Raw genomic sequence first — 18,047 nt, 5'->3', positions numbered from 1 at the left:
GAAGCAGCCTGAAAAAAGTAAACACACTACAACTTCAAGCATAAAGGAGGTCTTCTGTATGCCGGGCATTTTCAAGCGTTTCACCAGCGTGAGCGCGGACAAATACGTTTTCCCGGACGCGGAAGACCTTAATATTCCCGGGGAAACCGCTGCTGAGCCTTTAACTCTGGAGGAGTTCACAGACAGCGAGCTCCCTGCTGACACAGATACCCCTGAGCCCAGGCCCAAGCCGGAGGAGCCTGTAAAGAAGAAGGACCCAAGCCCCATTGACTTTGCCCAAATCCAGGCCGATGCAATACTTGCCGAGGCCCAGCAGGAGGCCAATGAGCTGCGGGAGAAGGCTATGGCTGACCTGGAGGCGGAGCTGGGGGAGCTGAGGAATCAGGCCCATACAGAGGGCTATCAGGCCGGGTTTGCGGAGGGGATGGCTGAGGGCCGCCAGGAGGCCAGGCTCCAGCTGGAGCAGATGGCTGCCGAGCAGGAGAAGGAAGTGGCTGCCTTTCTAAAGGACGCCGTGAGGGTCAGGGACCAGCTTCTTGAGGACAGCAAGCAGGATTTGAAGGAGCTGGCGCTGGCAATCGCCGAGAAGGTCATTCACGTGAGCCTGAAAAGCAGCGGGGACATACTTATAAGAATGATAGAATCAGCCACAGCCAAGAGAAGGCGCTGCGAGTGGGTGCAGGTGTACATTGCCGACAGGGACGCAAGGGCTTCGGCCAACACTGTGCCGGAGCTTACTGAGGCGCTCTCGAGGCTGTCGGACCGGGTGCGGGTGATACCCATGACCGGGGATGAATCCGGCACCTGCATAATCGAAATGCCCGACGAGATAATCGACGCCAGCGTTTCAACCCAGCTGGACAACCTGCGCGGGCTCATCTCCGATGAGCCGGACCGCCAGGGCAGACCTTAGGAGGCGCGCATGTTCCAGGATACCATAAAGCGCGTGCGGCAGGCTGAGACCATCGGCCATACCGGGAAAATAGAGAACATCGTGGGAATGTCCATAGAGGCCAGCGGCGGCAGGGCCGCAGTTGGCGATATCTGCCGCATTTACAGCGGAGAGTCAGGGGGGCAGATACCCGCGGAGGTCGTGGGCTTCAAGAACGACCGGATGCTTTTAATGCCCTATGGGGAGATGACAGGAATTTCCTCGGGGAATTTTGTAAGGAATACAGGCAGGCAGCTCCAGCTAAAGGTGGGCCAGTTCCTAAAGGGGCGCATTATAAATGCGCTGGGGCAGCCGATTGACGATAAAGGGCCCTTTGAGGGCGGCGAAGACTACTATCTGGGGAGCAGCTACATAAACCCGCTGACCCGCCCACCTATCCGGGAGCGTATGGAGTTCGGGGTAAAGGCCATAGACGGGCTGCTCACAATAGGCAAGGGCCAGCGTATGGGAATCTTTGCAGGTTCCGGCGTTGGCAAGAGCACCCTGATGGGTATGATTGCCAAGAATGTGAAGGCCGATATCAACGTGATAGCCCTGGTGGGCGAGCGCGGCCGAGAGGTTTTGGAGTTCGTTGAAAAAGATTTGGGCGAGGAGGGCATGGCAAGGTCGGTGCTGGTGGTGGCTACCTCAGACCAGCCTGCAATGCTAAGAAAGAAGTGCCCCACAGTGGCTACAGGGATTGCCGAGTACTTCAGGGACCAGGGCCTGGATGTGCTGCTAATGATGGACTCCCTGACACGTTTTGCAATGGCCCAGCGTGAGGTGGGGCTTGCAATCGGTGAGCCGCCGGTGGCGAGGGGATATACCCCCTCAATCTATGCGGAGCTCCCAAAGCTGCTGGAGCGCAGCGGCAACTTTAAGAAGGGCTCTATTACCGGCATATATACGGTGCTGGTAGAGGGCGACGACACAAACGAGCCAATAGCGGATACGGTACGCGGAATCCTGGACGGGCATATAGTATTAACGAGAAGCCTTGCCGCCGCAAACCATTATCCAGCTATCGACATCGGGGCCAGCATTTCCCGACTGATGGTGGAGCTGGTGGACGAAAACCACCGGCAGATGGCCTCAAGGCTCAGGGACATTCTGAGCACATATAATCAGAACGCGGATTTGGTGTCCATCGGCGCATACAAGGCTGGGACCAACCCCAAGCTGGATTTCGCGCTGACAAAGATAGACAAAATAAACGAGTTCCTGATGCAGGGCACGCGGGAGGCTTTCACCTATGAAGAATGCCTGGAGCAGCTGAATTTAATCTTAACCAGGTAGCTGTAAGTTTTGGCAGGGTTTTAAGAGGTTGAAGAACTATACGTTGTATAAGTCAATGTGAGGGGCATGGCCCCACGGTCTTAGGAGGTAGGTGCCGATGAAAAAGTTTAAGTTTCAGCTGGATACCGTGCTGAGGTATAAGACCCAGGTGCTGGATATCCGGCTGGCAGAGCACGGGACCGCGCTTGCAAATGTGCGCAGGCAGGAGGGAGTGCTGGAGCAGGCTGTAAAAAACAGGACTGCCTGTGAGGACGAGTACAGGGAGATGAAGGCACTTGGGCTGACAATAGCCGATGCCATGAAGTATGAGACCGGCATTCAGGTGCTGCAGCGCACTGTACTCAGGGAGACAGAGAAGCTCAAGGAGCTCAGAAAGATAGAGGAGCAGAAGCGCGCCGCCCTGGTGGAGGCCAAGCAGGAGACCCAGTCCCTGGAGAAGCTCAAGGAGATGAAGCGCGGGGAGTACGACAGCATGATTGCCAAGGCCGAGGAGAAGGAGATAGACGACCTGGTGATGGCAAGAAGGTCCGCCAGCCTCAGGGAGGCGGAGGAGCTGGCCTAAGTGAATAAAGATAACAAGGCCCGAGGCTTCGGGCATATTATACAGCATATACATTGAAAGGAGGTGAATCAAAATGAACATCGATATGCTATTCCCAACCCTGACCGGAGACATGACTAAGCTGGCGCCGGCGGACCCTATGAGCTCTGACGGCAATGCCCAGGAGTTCGAGGATATGCTTGTGCAGCAGAGCAAGTCCCAGCAGGAGAACAGCCGTCCCCAGAAGAAGACGGAGGATAAGGAAGCCCCGGAGAAGCCGGAGCAGAAGAGCACCCAGGAGGATGAGGCAGCAGAGAAGGGCGGAGAACTTGCCGCGACTCTGGTTACCTCCCAGCCCGTGGTGCCCATTACTGTTTTCGAGGAGGCCGAGGTAAAGGTAGCCGAGGACGGCACAGTTATCCTTGAGCCCGTCAGCATGGAGGGCGTGGCTGTGGAGCAGCCTGTGGAAGGTATAGTTGAGGCCGTAGAGGTCCAGCCCGAGGAAGCTGCCCAGCAGGAGCAGACGGTCGAGGGCCAGTTCCAGGAGGCCGCCGGGACCGTAGTTGAGGCGCCGAAGGAGGAGCAGCCCAAGGCTGAGGGCCAGAAGGTCCAGCCGGAGACAGTGGCAGAGGGCAGGGATAAGCCCGAGGTTACTGTGCAGAAGGCCCAGCCGGACAGCAAGCCCCAGGACGAGGAAATGGACTCAAATGTAGAGCAGGAGAGCCAGCCGGTGTTCCAGGATGTAAAGGCTGCGCCTGTGAAGGTGGGTGACGCCCATCTTGTACACTTTGCACAGGAGCCTGTAGAGCCTGAGAACTCCCAGCAGCTGGCAGGGCTTTTGTCCCGCGCCATGCAGGAGGGAGCCGATGTGGTGCGGGTACAGCTGAACCCCATAGAGCTGGGCAATGTGACCATCGAGCTCAGCCGCACAGCGGCAGGGGAGCTTACCATCGTCATGAATCCGGAAAACGTGCGGGCCGCCAATATCCTGAACGCCCACGCGGAGAACCTTATCGCCAGCCTTGCCGAGAAGGGCGAGAATGTCGTAAGCGTCCAGGTGAACATGCCCGAGGACACTGAGAATGCCGGGATGATGATGAATCCCGACGGGCACAACGGGCAGAACCGCGAGGACGAGGACGACGGGAAGAAAAAGAAGCAGGAGAGCCGTACCGAGGGCGTCAGCGCCGCAGATTTCCTGTCACAGCTGAGGCTTGGCCTCGTTGGGAACGTGGAGTGAGCCCAAGAGAATTTTTTACAGAAAGGCAGTGATATAATGGCAAATGCTGGTATGAACGACCTTGCCAATATTCTGGGTACTGCGCCGCCGGTAAAGAACGCTACCCAGAGCACCAACAAGAAGGCCGGCTCAAGCCTGGATATGACCGACTTCCTGACTTTGATGGTGGCAATGTTCCAGAACCAGGACATCGACAACGCAGCATCTACCACAGACATGATGAACCAGTTTGTCCAGATGTCCGTGGTCCAGGCCATCACAAACATCAGCACCCTTATAGACGACTCCACCGTGCTGACCTATGCCGCGTCCCTTGTGGGCAAGGAGGTCACCATAGGCGAGGTGGTAAATAAGGAAATGGTGGAAACCGTGGGCACGGTTATAGGCACCGGCACCCTGAACGGTCAGCAGGTCATTTTCCTGGATAACGACAAGAGCTATTACCTAAACCAGATTCTGGCTGTGGGACGCCTGCCCGAGATAAAGGACGACGTGGTTCCCGACGAGGGCGAAGGTGAAGGCGAGGACGACAAGGTTGAAGGCGGTGAAAATACCGGCGATACCGGTAAGCCAGAGGCTCCGGACCCGGACACAGACCCGGGGGATAAGCCGGAGGGCGGAGAGAGCACAACACCCTAAAAAGCAGAGAGGATGAGGGGTATGATTGACCGCGTACAGGGCATAGAGGGAGCGGTCCGGCAGCAGCAGAGCCAAAAGGGCGCGTCCCCGGCTTCAGGCTTCGGCCAGATGATGCTGCAGGCCCAGAGCGCTGTTCCCAAGCCCCAGATTCCGCCGGAGCCGCCAGAAGAGGAGGCCCCGGAGCAGTCGGTACAATCGGTTATAAACTTCTCCAAGCACGCAATGAGCCGTGCCCAGGAGCGGGGAATAGAGTTGACCCCGGCTCTAATGGAGGCGCTTTCCGGCTCTGTGGAAAAGGCACAGGAGAAGGGCGCAAAGAACATCCTGGCGTTTAACGCCACCCAGGCCTTCATCATCAACGTCCCTTTCGGCAGGGTGATAACCACCATGAACCAGGACGAGATGAAGGAGAATATCTTTACAAACATTGACGGCGCGGTTTTAATCTGAACCGGACCCACCTGCCCGGAGCACCGGGCGCGGGAGGTTTGGGCGGCAGGCCCGACTGGTCTGCCGCCGTACCCCGCCGTTAAAGAAAAGGAGCATGAACTAATGACAGGAGCTATGTATGCGGCCGTGTCGGGTCTGAAGGCTCATATGAGCGCTTTGAACGTCATCGGCCAGAACATCTCAAACGTAAACACCAACGCCTATAAGGCTACCCGCTACACCTTCCTGGAGGCTCTCTATACCAGCGTACGCGGCGGCAGCGACGGCTCAAATCAGTTGGGCGGTAAGAACCCCGCGCAGGTTGGATATGGCTCTTCTATAGGTACGATAGACCTTGATATGAGTACCAAGAACTATACTCCGACTGGTCATGCAACCGATGTTATGATTGATGGCGACGGTATGTTGATTGTGGGTGACAAAGGCTCGACATTTGGTACAACGACAGGAAATAAAGAGCTGTCAGATATGTACTTGACTCGTCTTGGCAACCTGGAGTTTGACAATCAGGGTTATCTAGTTGATGGGCAAGGGCAGGTTGTATATGGATTTCTGGCAGTCGAAAGTCCGGCATATAAGGCAGCTGTGGCATTTGGTAATAAAAATGCTGCTGACCCAGACAACCCGAAGGGTGTTGACGAACTTAAACGGCTTGACAAGCTTACAGCGGATGAAATAAAAGATGCTTATACTGCTGCTGCAACTGAGCCACAGTTCTTTGTCAACGATAAAGACCAGGTTGTTATGCTGACACCGAAGCCATTAGCAGATGGAGCGACAGCACCAGCAGACCAGACACTGGCTGACTTTACAGTAACGGTGGTGGAGCAGTATGTTGAAGCACCGGCACTTACAGCCATACGTATACCCATGGCTAATGCTGATGGCGGCGCGTCATATCCTAAGTGGGATATGGACCCCGGAAGTGCGACATACGGACAAATCATTGATTCAGATGAAGGATTCGGCCGTATTGTGAAGGACAGTGTCAGCATTGATGAAAATACAGGGCGTATTACCTGTACAACAGAGAGTGGCGAGGCGGTTGTTGTCGGTTCCATCGCCATTGCTAAGGTGGAAAATCCTAACGGTCTTACACATGTTGATGGGCATTACTATCAGGCATTGGGCGGCGCAGGAAGAGTTAGCTTAACTTCCGTCGGGCACGCAGTTGTAAATAGCAGCGACCCGACAAGTATGTTCTATATGTTTGACAAAGATGGTGTCCTCATTCCTGAAGACCAGAGAGGCAAAACCATTGAGGGTGAAACAGCAATCCGTTCTGCCGGCAGTACAAAACTTATCAGCAACGGCCTCGAGAGCTCGGGTACTGACCTTGCTACCGAGATAAGCAATATGATTATGGTACAGCGCGGCTACCAGGCCAACACGCGTATCGTTACCGTTACCGACAGTATGCTCGAAGAACTGGTGAACATGAAGCGCTAAGCTTAATAAGCTGTTAATATGATGTAAAGGGACAAATGCCGGGCCGGGGAGGGCGCAGAGGACGCCCTTCCGGCGGGCCGGCTGATATAAGGAGGAGTTATCTATGATAATGCTCACGAAGACCAGCGGCGAGCGGTTTTTGGTGAACCACCTGCAGATTGAGTGTATCGAGCTGATACCCGAGACGAAGATAGTCATGATGAACCGGGACTTCTACCTGGTGCTCGAGACTGTGCAGGACATCACTGCGCGCATTGCCGACTATAACGCCAAGGTCATGGACGTGCACCGCACTGTGACAATCAATGAAAACCCAAATTCCGGGGCCCCCGCGGCACGGAGTTCTACCCAGCGGCCGGGTTTCAGACGATAAAGCCCTGGGAATAAGGAAATGAAGGTGAAGGACCAATGAATATAGCTTATCTCATAGGCCTTGTGGTCGCCATTATAGTTATGGTGCTGGGCATGGCAAACGGATTCCCGCCATACGAGTTTGGGAAGCTCGGAAACTTCGTTGACGGCCCCAGCGTTATGATAGTTATCGGCTGCTCCGTCGCCATCGTGCTGGCAAGCTTCCCGCTGAAGACTTTCCTGAGCATACCAAAGCACTTTGCCGTTATGCTCAAGAACCCCAAGCAGAAGCCCGAGACCATTATAGACGCACTGGTGGACCTTGCACAGATAGCCCGTAAGGACGGACTGCTTGCCCTTGAGGAGAAGGCCGGCGAGCAGGAGGACCCCTTCTTCAAGCAGGCAATCATGCTCATAGTGGACGCCAACGACCCAGACCGTGTGCGCGCAACCCTGGAAAACGACATAGAGTGCATGTCCGACCGGCATAACGCCGCGGCGGCCCTTTATGATAAGGCGTCGGCAGTATCCCCGGCCTTTGGTATGGTGGGCACGCTGATAGGCCTTATAAACATGCTCAAGAACATGGACCCCACCTCCTCCGACAGCAACATCGGCGCGGACATGAGCGTGGCCCTTGTCACCACCCTGTACGGCTGTATCCTGGCCCATATGGTGTTCGGCCCGGTCGCCAACAACCTGCGTATCAGGGACAGCGAGGAGGTCCTCAATAAAATGATAATCGTTGAGGGCATAACCTGTATCCAGGCCGGTGAAAACCCCAAAATGCTGCGTGAGAAGCTCCTCACCTTCGTTGCCCAGAAGCAGAGGGAGAAGCTGGCAAACAGCGCGGGCGGCTCCGGCGAGGCCTGATATTCAGCCGGAATATACAGCCTCTTGTGTATGCGGTAATATACGTAACAAAAGTTTCCTTCAAAAGCTTCCCCGTGGTACTTGACGCGAGGGGGGTATGTTTGGTATAATAACACGATGGAACGCTCCCTGCGGCCCAGGCCTGGCGGCTTCGAGTGCCGCTTCGCCGGACATGGGCAGGCCCATGTACAGCGAAGCGGTATTGAACGGCGTTTAAATGGGAGCAAGCTAGAAGTCTTAGAAGAAACGGAGGTGTCACGTCAACATGAAAAAGAAGAGCGGCGGCGGCGAAGGCGGCGGCGCGAACTGGATGGACACCTATGGCGACATGGTTACCCTGCTGCTGTGTTTCTTTGTACTGCTCTACTCTATGTCCACAGTTGATGAAAACAAGTGGAAGGCCCTGGTACAGAGCTTCAACCCCAACGCTACTCCGGCGGAGACAGAGATTGAGGCCGGCGACAGCCATGGCCCCTTTGCAGAGGCCAATGACAAGGAGCCGGGCGTTGCCGACCCGGATGTGATAAAGGAAGCTCTTGAGGCAGCTCAGGAGGCGATGCAGGAGCAGATAAACCAGCAGGTGGACCAGCTCTATGACCAGTTGAAGCAGTACATAGAGGAGTCCGGCAAGAATATTGAAATAACAAAAGGCGACGGGTATGTGTTCCTGTCACTGGTGGACACGGTGTTCTTCTACCCGGATAAATACGATATGCTGCCTGAGGGCAAGGCGCTCCTTGACAATATGGGACCTGTGCTTAAAGCGGCAGCCCCGGCCATAGACGAGATACGCATATCCGGCCATACAGCCCAGGCCGACCCCAATGAGGAAAACGACCCTGAGGGGGATAGGATGCTCTCTGCTGAACGTGCGGCACAGGTGACTTATTACCTGCAGCAGCTGTGCCGGCCTACCGGCGACGGCAAGCCCGGTATAGAGCCCGCCCGGATTGTCGGGCAGTCCTACGGACAGCATAGGCCTATAGCGGTGAATGATGACGAGCACCGCAAGGAGAACCGTCGCGTTGAGATGACCATAACAGGCAAGGACCTTGGGAATAAGCTGGGCGATGCGGTGGAGCAGTATTATACCCAGCGCGAGGGCGGCTCACTGAAAGAGGATGACGCCGGGAGCTCCGCCCCCACTGAGGACGACTCCGGCAGCGCGCCGAGTTCAAGCGGTCAGGAGGGTTAATCGGATGCCAGAGGTATTATCCCAAAGCCAGATAGACGCCCTGCTGAACTCCATGAACGGCGGCGGGGGAGGTTCGTCCCCGGCAGAGGAGGAACCGCAGGAAAAGAAATATAGGAAATATGACTTCAGCAGCCCACGGAAGTTTACAAAGGATAGGCTGAAGATGCTGAGCAGTATCTTCGACAACTACTCCCGGGTGCTGACTACCAGGATAAACGGCCTTGTTCACGCCACCTGCGAGATAAGTGTGGAGTCCGTGGAGGAGCAGAGGTACTTCGAGTTCTCCAACGCCCTGAGTGACAGCGCCGTGCTCACAACGGCACACCTGATACTCAAGGAGGAGATGGAGGAGACTCCGGTGCTCTTCTATGCCGCAGCCCCGATTATGGTGAGCATGATGGACCGTATGACAGGCGGCAACGGCGACGTAGACAGCCTGCCGGACGACTACACCTACACTGAGCTGGACCTTAAGCTCTTTGAGGTGCTGATGAAGGACTTTGTCAGCATGATGGGTATTACGTGGGAGAACTACATACAGCTTGAGTTCGAGTTCGGCCGTGTGGAGAACAACCCGACCCTCGTGCAGCTTATCGGCCTTGAGGAGACAGTGGTGCTGATTGACATGAAGGTGGCTTTCTCCAACGTGGAGGGCAGTATCAGCATAGTGTTGCCTGAGGCGGTGCTTATGGAGATATTTACACAGATAAACGCGGGTAGCGCCAGCAAGAAGAGCAACAGCGAGGACCATTCAGACGAGATATTTGACAATCTGCGTGAGTCTACACTGGAGATACGGGCAGAGCTTGCTAGGACCACTTTACGGCTGGACGACGTGTACAGGCTCAATGTAGGCGACGTGATAGACTTAAACCAGAAGAAGGACAGCACCCTAAACCTCTATGTAGGCGGGCAGCGGTGGTTTAACGGATTGATGGGGGTCAGCGATAAAAAGCTGGCCGTGAAGATAAAAGAGGTGTACCATAACGCCGGAAGAAGGGACAGAGTAGTAAATGAGCAATAGTGTTTTTAAACCTATGGAGATTGATGCCATCGGTGAGATCATGAATATCAGTCTCGGATCTTCGGCGACGGCAGTTTCCAACATGTTAGACCACCGGGTCGATATCACTACGCCCTCGGTCGAGGTGGTTGATGTAAAGGATTTTGAGCTGGGCGATATTGAGCCTGCGGTGGGCGTGGAAATCAAGTATGTTTCAGGTCTGGACGGCAGCAATATTATGCTGCTGCGCATGAGCGATATCAAGGTAATAGTTGATATCCTAATGGGTACCGACACACCGCTGGAGGAGTTCGAGCTGGATGAGCTGACTCTCAGCGCCGTATGCGAGGTCATGAACCAGATGATGGGCGCGGCTTCCACGGCCCTTTCGGACTTTTTAGGACGCGTGGTAAACATCTCCACTCCTGAGACCTTTGATGTGTACGACCAGGAGGCCATGAAGCGGGACAGGATGCCCGTGAAGGAGGGCCCGATAGTTGTAGTGCGCTTCGCTCTCAGCATAGAGGACCAGCTGCAGAGCGAGTTTATGAATGTCATATCAGTTGAGCTTGCGAAAGAGCTGGTAAAGGGCTTTGGCCTTGACGACGAGGATATGGAACCTCTGCCGGCCCCAGCTCCAGCAGCACCCGCCCCGGCTCCGGCACCTGCTCCTGCCGCACCGTCAGAGGGCGGCAAGCTCAGCCAGGAAGAGATAGAGAAGCTCCTGGCTGGCGGCGGAGCGGGCACACCTGCTCCGGCACCGGCCCCCGCCCCTGCAGACAGCGGCGGAAAGATGAGTCAGGAGGAGATAGAGAAGCTTCTGGCGGGAGGAGCTGGGGCTTCCGCCCCAGCCGCTACACCGGCGCCGCAGGTTCCGGCAGCACCGGCAACGCCTGCCGGAGTGCAGCAGCCACCAATGGCTCAGCCAGGGGCACAGGCACAGATGCCTGTGATGCCGCCCATGATGCCCATGCCGGGCCAGGAGGGCCAGCAGGCCTATCCGGGCTATCCATACTACCCGCCCTATCCGGGCTATCCATATTACCCGCCCCAGCCGCCTGAGCCAAAGGTGATTGCCACGACCCAGCCCTCCATGCCGAGGCTGGAAAACGGCGAGGAGCTGTCCCAGGAGCAGAGCCAGAACCTGGACCTGATTATGGGCGTGCCCCTAGAGGTCACTGTGGAAATCGGGCGCACCAGGAAGCGTGTGCAGGAGATACTCTCCTTCTCAAAGGGTTCACTGGTGGTGCTCGACAAGCTGGCGGGGGACCAGGTGGATTTGTTCGTAAACGGCAAGTGCATTGCCCGGGGAGACGTGGTGGTGATAGACGACAACTTCGGCATTAGGGTCACTGAGATAATCAAGCGGCCCGAAATCGAGGATATCACCGGCAAGTAAAATGTGAAACCGCTGACAAATCATGTCGCAAAAACATATGAAAAGAGGATGAAACATTATGGCAAAGATTTTACTGGTTGACGACGCTGCTTTCATGCGCAAGGTCATCAAGGACACCCTGACGAAGAACGGCTATACGGACCTCTATGAGGCGGTTGACGGCGCTGACGCTGTGGAGAAGTTCTCCGAAATCAACCCGGACCTGGTGATAATGGATATCACCATGCCCAATATGGACGGTCTGGAGGCCCTCAAGGCCATGCGTGCCAAGAACGGCTCAGCCAACATCGTCATGTGCTCCGCAATGGGCCAGGAGGCCATGGTTATCGAGGCCATCCAGTCCGGGGCCAAGGACTTTATCGTCAAGCCCTTTAAGTCCGACCGAATCATGAAGACAGTCACCTCTATCGTCGGCGCGCCCTGATGTGTGCCGCGGTCCGGCCTTCTGCAGCCTTCAGGACCCTTACCCTTGACCGCAACGCCTTCTCCCTTATAGGGATGCTCGTGACGGTCATACTAATACTGTTCCTGGCCTATTGGGTGACAAAGTTCATCGGTCAGAGGGGACTGCCCGGCTGGGCCAGGGGGATACAGGGCCAGGGTGAGCTGCAGATACTATGGCAGCTGAGCCTGGGCAAGGGGGAGAGGCTGGTGCTGGTACGCCTGCACCGGCGCTGCCTGTTACTTGGCGTGACCGGGGGAGGCATAACCGTACTGACCGAGCTTGAGGAAGAGGAGGCGGCCGAATGGCTGCAAAAACAGGAGAGGGTCACTGAGGTGCCAAGCTTTCTTGAGGTGCTGAAGAGTAACCTGCCCAAAAAGAAATGAGCGTGATAGATTGCCTGAAACTATGGATGGAATAGTCAATATAAATGGGGACAGCGTGCAGGCGCTGGAAATCATTATCCTTACCACCCTTATCACACTGCTCCCATCGCTGGTGATAATGTGTTCCTCCTTCACCAGGTATGTTATCGCGCTCTCATTTTTGCGCAACGCCATGGGCACCCAGCAGACGCCGCCTAATATGGTGCTGGTGGGGGTCGCCCTGTTTCTGACGCTGTTTACCATGGGACCGGTGATAGACCAGGTGAACGAGATAGCCTATGAGCCCTATGTGAACGAGGAGATAGGCCAGGAGGAGTTTTTCGACTTGGCCCAAGAGCCCCTAAAGGAGTTCATGCTCCGAAACACAGAGCCGTCGTCGCTGAATATGTACTGCGATATGGCCCAGCTTGAGCGCCCCGGGGACCCGGAGACAGCCGTGGACCTGCCCCTGCGCACCATAATCCCGGCCTTTATCACAACCGAGCTCAAGCACGCTTTTGAAATAGGCTTCTATCTCTATATACCGTTTTTGCTTATAGACATAGTGGTGGCTTCCACCCTCATGTCAATGGGCATGGTGATGCTACCGCCATCCATGATATCCACGCCCTTTAAGCTCCTTCTCTTTGTGAGCATAAACGGCTGGGAGATGGTGTTCTCCACACTTATACAGACGGTAAAATAGGGACTATACAGAAAGGAACAGGAGGTGGCTGATATATGGATCTGCCGGTTGTGGACGTTTTCCGGGACGCCGTCGGGGTGGTGATAAGGCTTGCCGCGCCAATGCTGCTTCTGAGCATGGTGGTGGGCGTTATCGTGGCCATCCTCCAGGCCGTGACGCAGATACATGAACAGACCATCTCCTTTATTTTGAAGCTCATAGTTGTTGTGCTGTTCCTCATTATGGGGGGCAGCTGGATGATGTCGAACCTTCAGGCCTTCACCATGGAGCTGTTCGAGCTGATGAAGGGGTAGGGCCATGCTGGATTGGGATAGGCTGACGCTGTTCCTGTACATCACGGTGCGTATGTCAGGGTTTATACTGTTCAATCCATTCTTTGGACGCACTAACGTGCCGAACATCTTTAAGGCTGGCTTCAGCCTGGTGCTGGCGGTGGCGGTCAGCTATACGTATCAGGGGGAGCTCACTCCAATGCCCGGGACCCTGCTGGAGCTCGCGGTGAGGATGATACTGGAGCTCGGAGTTGGATACCTGGTGGGCGTCATTATGAATATCTTTCTGTTCGTCCCCGCCTACGCAGGACATATCATGGACGAGCAGATGGGTATGGCAATGGCCCAGACCTACGACCCCAGCTTTCAGGGGCAGGCGACACCTGCCGCAAACGTCCTGAACATCTTCAGCATACTAATCTTCTTTGCAGCCAACGGGCACCACACGCTCCTGCGGCTGATGCTGGACTCAGGCGGCGTTGTTCCCTTCGGCCAGGCGGCCCTGGGCACGGCGGCTGCTGAAAGGGTGGTGGTGCTGTTTATCGACTGCACGCTGCTGGCAATGAAGCTCTGCCTGCCTGTGCTGGGGGCGGAGATGATGGGCCAGGTGGGAATGGGGATACTTATGAAGGCCATCCCCCAGATAAACGTCTTTGCCATAAACATCGAACTGAAGGTGCTGGTGGGCTTGTTTATGCTCTACTTCCTGCTGGCCCCAATGAGCGAGTTTCTGCTCAGCATGGAGAGCAGCATGTTAAAGGAGGTCGAGCAGGCCATAGCCCTGGCTATGGGGGGATAGGCGAAAGTGAGGTGGTCGTATGCCGGGTGAGGATAAAACCGAAAAAGCAACGCCGAAACGACGGCGGGACGAACGAAAGAAGGGAAATATCCTCTTTTGCCAGGACATTATAGCGGTCTCAACGCTTATAGGCAGCGTGGTGATGCTTCGCATTATGTTCGATACCTTTGTGAACCAGCTCACAAACTTCTTTACTCTGTGCTCCGGATTTGCAATAGGCACAATGGAGACAGACCCCAGCTTCTATATGGGTGAGCTGCTCTTTTCCGGGCTGAAAGTCTTCGTCTCAACGGCAGGCCCAATGCTTCTGGCAACGGCTTTAGTGGCCCTGACGGCGACCTTCGCCCAGACCAAATTTCTTGTGGCGGGAGAGATAATCCGCCCCAAATTCAGTAAGATAAGCCCGTTAAGCGGCTTTAAGCGGCTGTTTTCTTTCCGCAGCATAGTTGAGGCGCTGAAGGGGCTTATAAAGATTACCATCCTGATGTTATTCATATATAACAGCTTGATAAGCCTTATGGGCATAGCCTCCGGGTTCATGTACTCCGACATCGGCTCTGCCTGCAAGACCTTTCTTGAGGCCATATACAATATGCTCCTTCAGGTATGCGTGGCTTTCGTTGCGATAGCCTTCTTCGACTATCTGTACCAGCGCTGGGAGCATGAGCGCCAGATGAAGATGTCAAAGCAGGAGATAAAGGAGGAGTACAAACAGACCGAGGGCGACCCGCAGATTAAGAGCCGCATACGGCAGGTCCAGCGGAGCATGGCCCAGTCCAGGATGATGCAGCAGGTCCCTGAGGCCGACGTAATCATCCGCAACCCCACCCACTTTGCCGTGGCCCTGAGATATAAGCAGGGCGTGGACTCAGCGCCTAAAGTGCTGGCAAAGGGCCAGGATGAGCTAGCGGCAAGGATAGTGGCAAAGGGGGAGGAGGCAAAGGTGCCTATAATCGAGAACGTCCCCTTGGCACGGGCGCTGTACGCCCAGGCTGAGGTGGACCAGGAGATACCCCCAGACCTGTACGCCGCCGTGGCGGAGGTCCTAGTGTACGTCTATAAACTTGAAAACAGGTTGGCCATATAGTTAGGCCGTGACAATATATATGACATATAAATTTATCTTGACTGAAACCATCAACCAAAACCTGCGGAAGGAGGAAAGCAGATGAAGCGGATACTGAATAACTCTATCTCACTGTTCGTAGTTGTCGTAGTGCTCTTCCTTATCCTGCCTCTGCCCGCCTTCCTGCTGGACGTCTTACTGGTAATAAACATATCGCTGTCTATCGTGATACTGCTTATCACCATGAATATTAAGGAGACCCTTGAGTTCTCCATATACCCGTCCCTGTTGCTTATCACCACCCTGTTCCGTCTGGGGCTGAACGTATCATCCACGCGGATGATACTCTGGGACGGCTATGCGGGAGACGTTATCGCCGCCTTCGGAAACCTGATTACCAGCGGCAACGTAGTCATAGGCTTCATCATCTTCTTCATCATCGTCATGGTGCAGTTTATCGTTATCACCAAGGGCGCCGAGCGCGTGGCTGAGGTCGCGGCGCGCTTCACCCTGGACGCCATGCCCGGTAAGCAGATGGCTATTGACGCGGACCTTAACACCGGCCTTATCGACGAGCAGGAGGCACGTCTGCGCCGGGAAAAAATACAGCGGGAGGCCGACTTCTACGGAGCCATGGACGGCGCCACGAAGATAGTCAAGGGCGACGCGGTCATGTCCCTTATTATCACCGCCATCAATCTGATAGGCGGCGTTATCATGGGCATGGTCTATAGGGGCCTGGACATCGGTACGGTCTTCTCAGAGTATTCCATAGTCACCATCGGTGACGGCCTTGTGAGCCAGCTGCCCGCCCTGATGATTTCCACAGCCACCGGCATGATAGTCACACGCTCGGTGTCCGACGGCAGCCTGAACACCGACATGATAAAGCAGTTCAGCGCCCAGCCCCGGGCCATTATAACCGCCGGAGCCGCGCTGATATTCCTTGCCCTAATGCCAAACACCCCCCACGTTGCCCTGGGCATTGTGGCGGCGATACTCATAACCGGCGGTCTGCTGCTCAGCCGGAAAATGCGCGCCGAGCGCCAGGCTCAGGAGGCCATGGAGGCCGCGCCCCAGGAGGTGGAGCCCGAGGCCGCGCCCCAGGAGGCCGACTACTACAGGGATGTGAGCAACGTATACCCGCTCCTTGCGGTGGAGCCCATTGAGATGGAGGTGGGCTACAGCCTGATACCCCTTGTGGACGAGAGCAGCGGCGGCAAACTCATAAACCGCATAGTTATCTTCCGGCGGCAGTACGCCCAGGAGATGGGCTTTGTGGTGCCGACGGTGCGAATGCACGACAGCTCGGTTATCGGGACAAACCAGTACACCATAAAGGTGAAGGGCGAGGAAGTCGCGAAGGGCGAAATCCTTGTGGACTACTACCTGGCTCTGGAGCCCTCGAAGCCCTTGGGTGAGATAGACGGCATAGAGACGGTGGAGCCCGCCTACGGTATTCCATCCAGGTGGATTCTGCCTGAAAACAAGGAGATGGCAGAGATATACGGCTACACGGTCATAGACCCCCTGTCCGTTATCCTGACCCACCTCTCTGAAACTATAAAGAAGTACGCCCACGAGCTGCTGACCCGTACAGAGACCATACAGCTTGTGGAAAACCTGAAGAAGACCTCCCCGGAGCTGGTGGAGGAGGCCTGTCCGGCAGTTATATCCTACGCACTGCTTGAAAAGGTCCTTCGCAATCTGCTGATGGAGGGCATACCCATCAGGGATATGCAGACAATCTTGGAGACCATGGTGGACGCAATGGGCACCACCAGGGACCCGGACCTTATTACCGAGAGCGTGCGAAATGCCCTGAGCCGTACCATCACCCGGCGCTTCTGCCAGGACGGACAGCTTAGAGCCATCACACTTGACGCCGAGGTGGAGCGCCGGGTTGTGGCCTCCCTCACGAAGAACGAGCACGGTATCTACCTTGCCATGGAGCCCGACCTTATCCAGGCCCTGATAACCCAGCTTGCAGAGCATATGCCAAAGTTTGCAGAGCTGGGCCAGTCGCCGATACTCCTTACAAGCCAGGTGGTGCGCATATATCTGAGCAGGCTCCTGTCCCAGTATTTCGCCAACCTCTACGTGCTCTCCTTCAGTGAGATAGTGGGCACGGTGCAGATACAGTCCCTTGGCAACGTCACAATGCAGCAGCCCGCAGCCAGAAGGGCGGTGGCAACATGACCCCCGCGGCCACAGGCAAAAACTATGAAGACATGACCACTGAGGAGCTGTTTGAAATATACCGCGAGAGCGGTGACCAGCAGCTCAAGTGGGAAATAGCCATGCGGTACACGGGGCTCATAAAGAGCATTGCCCTGCAGATAAGGGGAGTCTTCTGCAGTTTCACCCAGCTGGACGACATAATAAACGAGGGGCTTATAGTCCTTGCCGAGGCCGTCGACAAGTTCGACCCGGAGCGGGGCCGCTTTGAGGTTTATGTTGCAAAGCGCATCCGGGGGATGATAGTTGACCTTGCCCGCCAGCAGGACTGGGTGCCCCGCACAGTGCGCCAGCGGGCCCAGCGGATAGAGCGGGCGACTACCGAGCTCTATAACGAGACAGGGCAGATACCCACCGAGGCCCAGGTGGCTGAGCGACTGGGGATAAGCATGGAGGAGTACCAGGAGGCAATGGCCAACGCCTCCCTGCACAATATCCTCTCACTCCAGGAGCTTTTCGACAGCAGCGACCTATGGCCCTCAGACCCGGGCACAGAGGGCGGCGCCGAGAGCGCCCCTGAGCAGAAGCTCATGAATGAGGAGCTCACTGAGACCTTGGCCCAGGCCATCAGCACCATGAAGGAGAACGAGCAGCTGGTGCTCTCCCTGTACTATGAGCAGAACCTGAAGATGAAGGATATCGCGGCGGTAATGGACATCACCCCACCAAGGGTATCCCAGATACACGCCCGGGCGGTACAGAAGCTGAAGGTGCTGATGGAAAAGTATCTCAGCGGGGAGTAAAAAAATTTGTAATTTTCTCAAAAAAATCTGATTTACCTAGTGCAATGAG

20 protein-coding genes are annotated in these 18,047 nt (G+C 55.7%); all 20 read left to right on the top strand.

The features are described 5' to 3' along the window. Nucleotides 1–58: 58 nt before the first annotated feature. Nucleotides 59–913, top strand: a complete 855-nt coding sequence (locus D5270_RS12565) for a FliH/SctL family protein (protein WP_166544429.1) — start codon at nt 59–61, stop codon at nt 911–913. Nucleotides 914–922: 9 nt separating this feature from the next. After that, nucleotides 923–2,227 (top strand): flagellar protein export ATPase FliI, encoded by a 1,305-nt coding sequence (gene fliI, locus D5270_RS12560; protein WP_166544428.1) that lies wholly within the window; start codon nt 923–925, stop codon nt 2,225–2,227. Between the two features lie 97 nt (nt 2,228–2,324). Further along, nucleotides 2,325–2,789, top strand: a complete 465-nt coding sequence (gene fliJ, locus D5270_RS12555; RefSeq protein WP_161473274.1) for a flagellar export protein FliJ — start codon at nt 2,325–2,327, stop codon at nt 2,787–2,789. A gap of 73 nt (nt 2,790–2,862) precedes the next feature. Beyond that, on the top strand, nt 2,863–4,008 hold the full coding sequence (locus D5270_RS12550; RefSeq protein WP_166544427.1) for a flagellar hook-length control protein FliK: 1,146 nt from the start codon (nt 2,863–2,865) through the stop codon (nt 4,006–4,008). Between the two features lie 36 nt (nt 4,009–4,044). Continuing rightward, on the top strand, nt 4,045–4,647 hold the full coding sequence (locus D5270_RS12545) for a flagellar hook capping FlgD N-terminal domain-containing protein (RefSeq protein ID WP_161473276.1): 603 nt from the start codon (nt 4,045–4,047) through the stop codon (nt 4,645–4,647). Nucleotides 4,648–4,668: 21 nt separating this feature from the next. Then, a complete protein-coding gene (locus D5270_RS12540) occupies nt 4,669–5,097 on the top strand; it encodes a flagellar biosynthesis protein (RefSeq protein ID WP_243150356.1) in 429 nt (142 codons plus the stop codon). 102 nt (nt 5,098–5,199) lie between these two features. Next, nucleotides 5,200–6,546 carry a flagellar hook-basal body complex protein gene (locus D5270_RS12535; RefSeq protein ID WP_166544426.1) on the top strand — a complete coding sequence of 449 codons (1,347 nt, stop codon included), beginning with the start codon at nt 5,200–5,202 and terminating at the stop codon, nt 6,544–6,546. 103 nt (nt 6,547–6,649) lie between these two features. Then, a complete protein-coding gene (locus D5270_RS12530) occupies nt 6,650–6,919 on the top strand; it encodes a flagellar FlbD family protein (protein WP_161473278.1) in 270 nt (89 codons plus the stop codon). Nucleotides 6,920–6,954: 35 nt separating this feature from the next. Next, nucleotides 6,955–7,770, top strand: a complete 816-nt coding sequence (locus D5270_RS12525; protein WP_166544425.1) for a motility protein A — start codon at nt 6,955–6,957, stop codon at nt 7,768–7,770. A gap of 265 nt (nt 7,771–8,035) precedes the next feature. Then, nucleotides 8,036–8,965, top strand: a complete 930-nt coding sequence (locus D5270_RS12520; protein WP_166544424.1) for an OmpA/MotB family protein — start codon at nt 8,036–8,038, stop codon at nt 8,963–8,965. Between the two features lie 4 nt (nt 8,966–8,969). Continuing rightward, entirely contained in the window at nt 8,970–9,989 is a 1,020-nt protein-coding gene (locus tag D5270_RS12515; protein WP_166544423.1) for a flagellar motor switch protein FliM, read from the top strand. Nucleotides 9,990–10,002: 13 nt separating this feature from the next. After that, nucleotides 10,003–11,367 carry a flagellar motor switch protein FliN gene (fliN, locus tag D5270_RS12510; RefSeq protein WP_330587530.1) on the top strand — a complete coding sequence of 455 codons (1,365 nt, stop codon included), beginning with the start codon at nt 10,003–10,005 and terminating at the stop codon, nt 11,365–11,367. 58 nt (nt 11,368–11,425) lie between these two features. After that, complete coding sequence (locus D5270_RS12505) at nt 11,426–11,791, top strand: response regulator (protein WP_161473283.1); 366 nt, start codon at nt 11,426–11,428, stop codon at nt 11,789–11,791. Beyond that, nucleotides 11,791–12,195 (top strand): FliO/MopB family protein, encoded by a 405-nt coding sequence (locus tag D5270_RS12500; protein WP_166544421.1) that lies wholly within the window; start codon nt 11,791–11,793, stop codon nt 12,193–12,195. Before D5270_RS12505 ends, D5270_RS12500 begins: the two co-directional genes overlap by 1 nt. A 22-nt stretch (nt 12,196–12,217) precedes the next feature. After that, the gene (gene fliP, locus D5270_RS12495; protein WP_166544420.1) at nt 12,218–12,880 is read left to right on the top strand and encodes a flagellar type III secretion system pore protein FliP; all 663 of its coding nucleotides are present in this window, start codon (nt 12,218–12,220) and stop codon (nt 12,878–12,880) included. Nucleotides 12,881–12,915: 35 nt separating this feature from the next. Further along, entirely contained in the window at nt 12,916–13,173 is a 258-nt protein-coding gene (fliQ, locus tag D5270_RS12490) for a flagellar biosynthesis protein FliQ (protein WP_202612389.1), read from the top strand. 4 nt (nt 13,174–13,177) lie between these two features. Then, nucleotides 13,178–13,951 carry a flagellar biosynthetic protein FliR gene (locus tag D5270_RS12485; RefSeq protein ID WP_166544419.1) on the top strand — a complete coding sequence of 258 codons (774 nt, stop codon included), beginning with the start codon at nt 13,178–13,180 and terminating at the stop codon, nt 13,949–13,951. Nucleotides 13,952–13,970: 19 nt separating this feature from the next. Continuing rightward, nucleotides 13,971–15,038, top strand: coding sequence for a flagellar biosynthesis protein FlhB (gene flhB, locus D5270_RS12480; protein ID WP_166544418.1), 1,068 nt, complete (start codon nt 13,971–13,973; stop codon nt 15,036–15,038). 81 nt (nt 15,039–15,119) lie between these two features. Next, nucleotides 15,120–17,216: a flagellar biosynthesis protein FlhA gene (gene flhA / locus D5270_RS12475; protein ID WP_161473287.1), complete on the top strand. Its 2,097-nt coding sequence runs from the start codon at nt 15,120–15,122 to the stop codon at nt 17,214–17,216. Then, entirely contained in the window at nt 17,213–17,998 is a 786-nt protein-coding gene (locus D5270_RS12470) for a sigma-70 family RNA polymerase sigma factor (protein ID WP_166544417.1), read from the top strand. Before flhA ends, D5270_RS12470 begins: the two co-directional genes overlap by 4 nt. Nucleotides 17,999–18,047: the final 49 nt, after the last annotated feature.

Origin of the sequence: Acutalibacter sp. 1XD8-36 (assembly GCF_009917525.1) — a bacterium.
Classification (GTDB): Bacteria; Bacillota; Clostridia; order Oscillospirales; family Acutalibacteraceae; genus Acutalibacter.
Note: the sequence above shows the minus strand (reverse complement) of the source record. Positions and strands in the feature narration are given on the sequence as shown.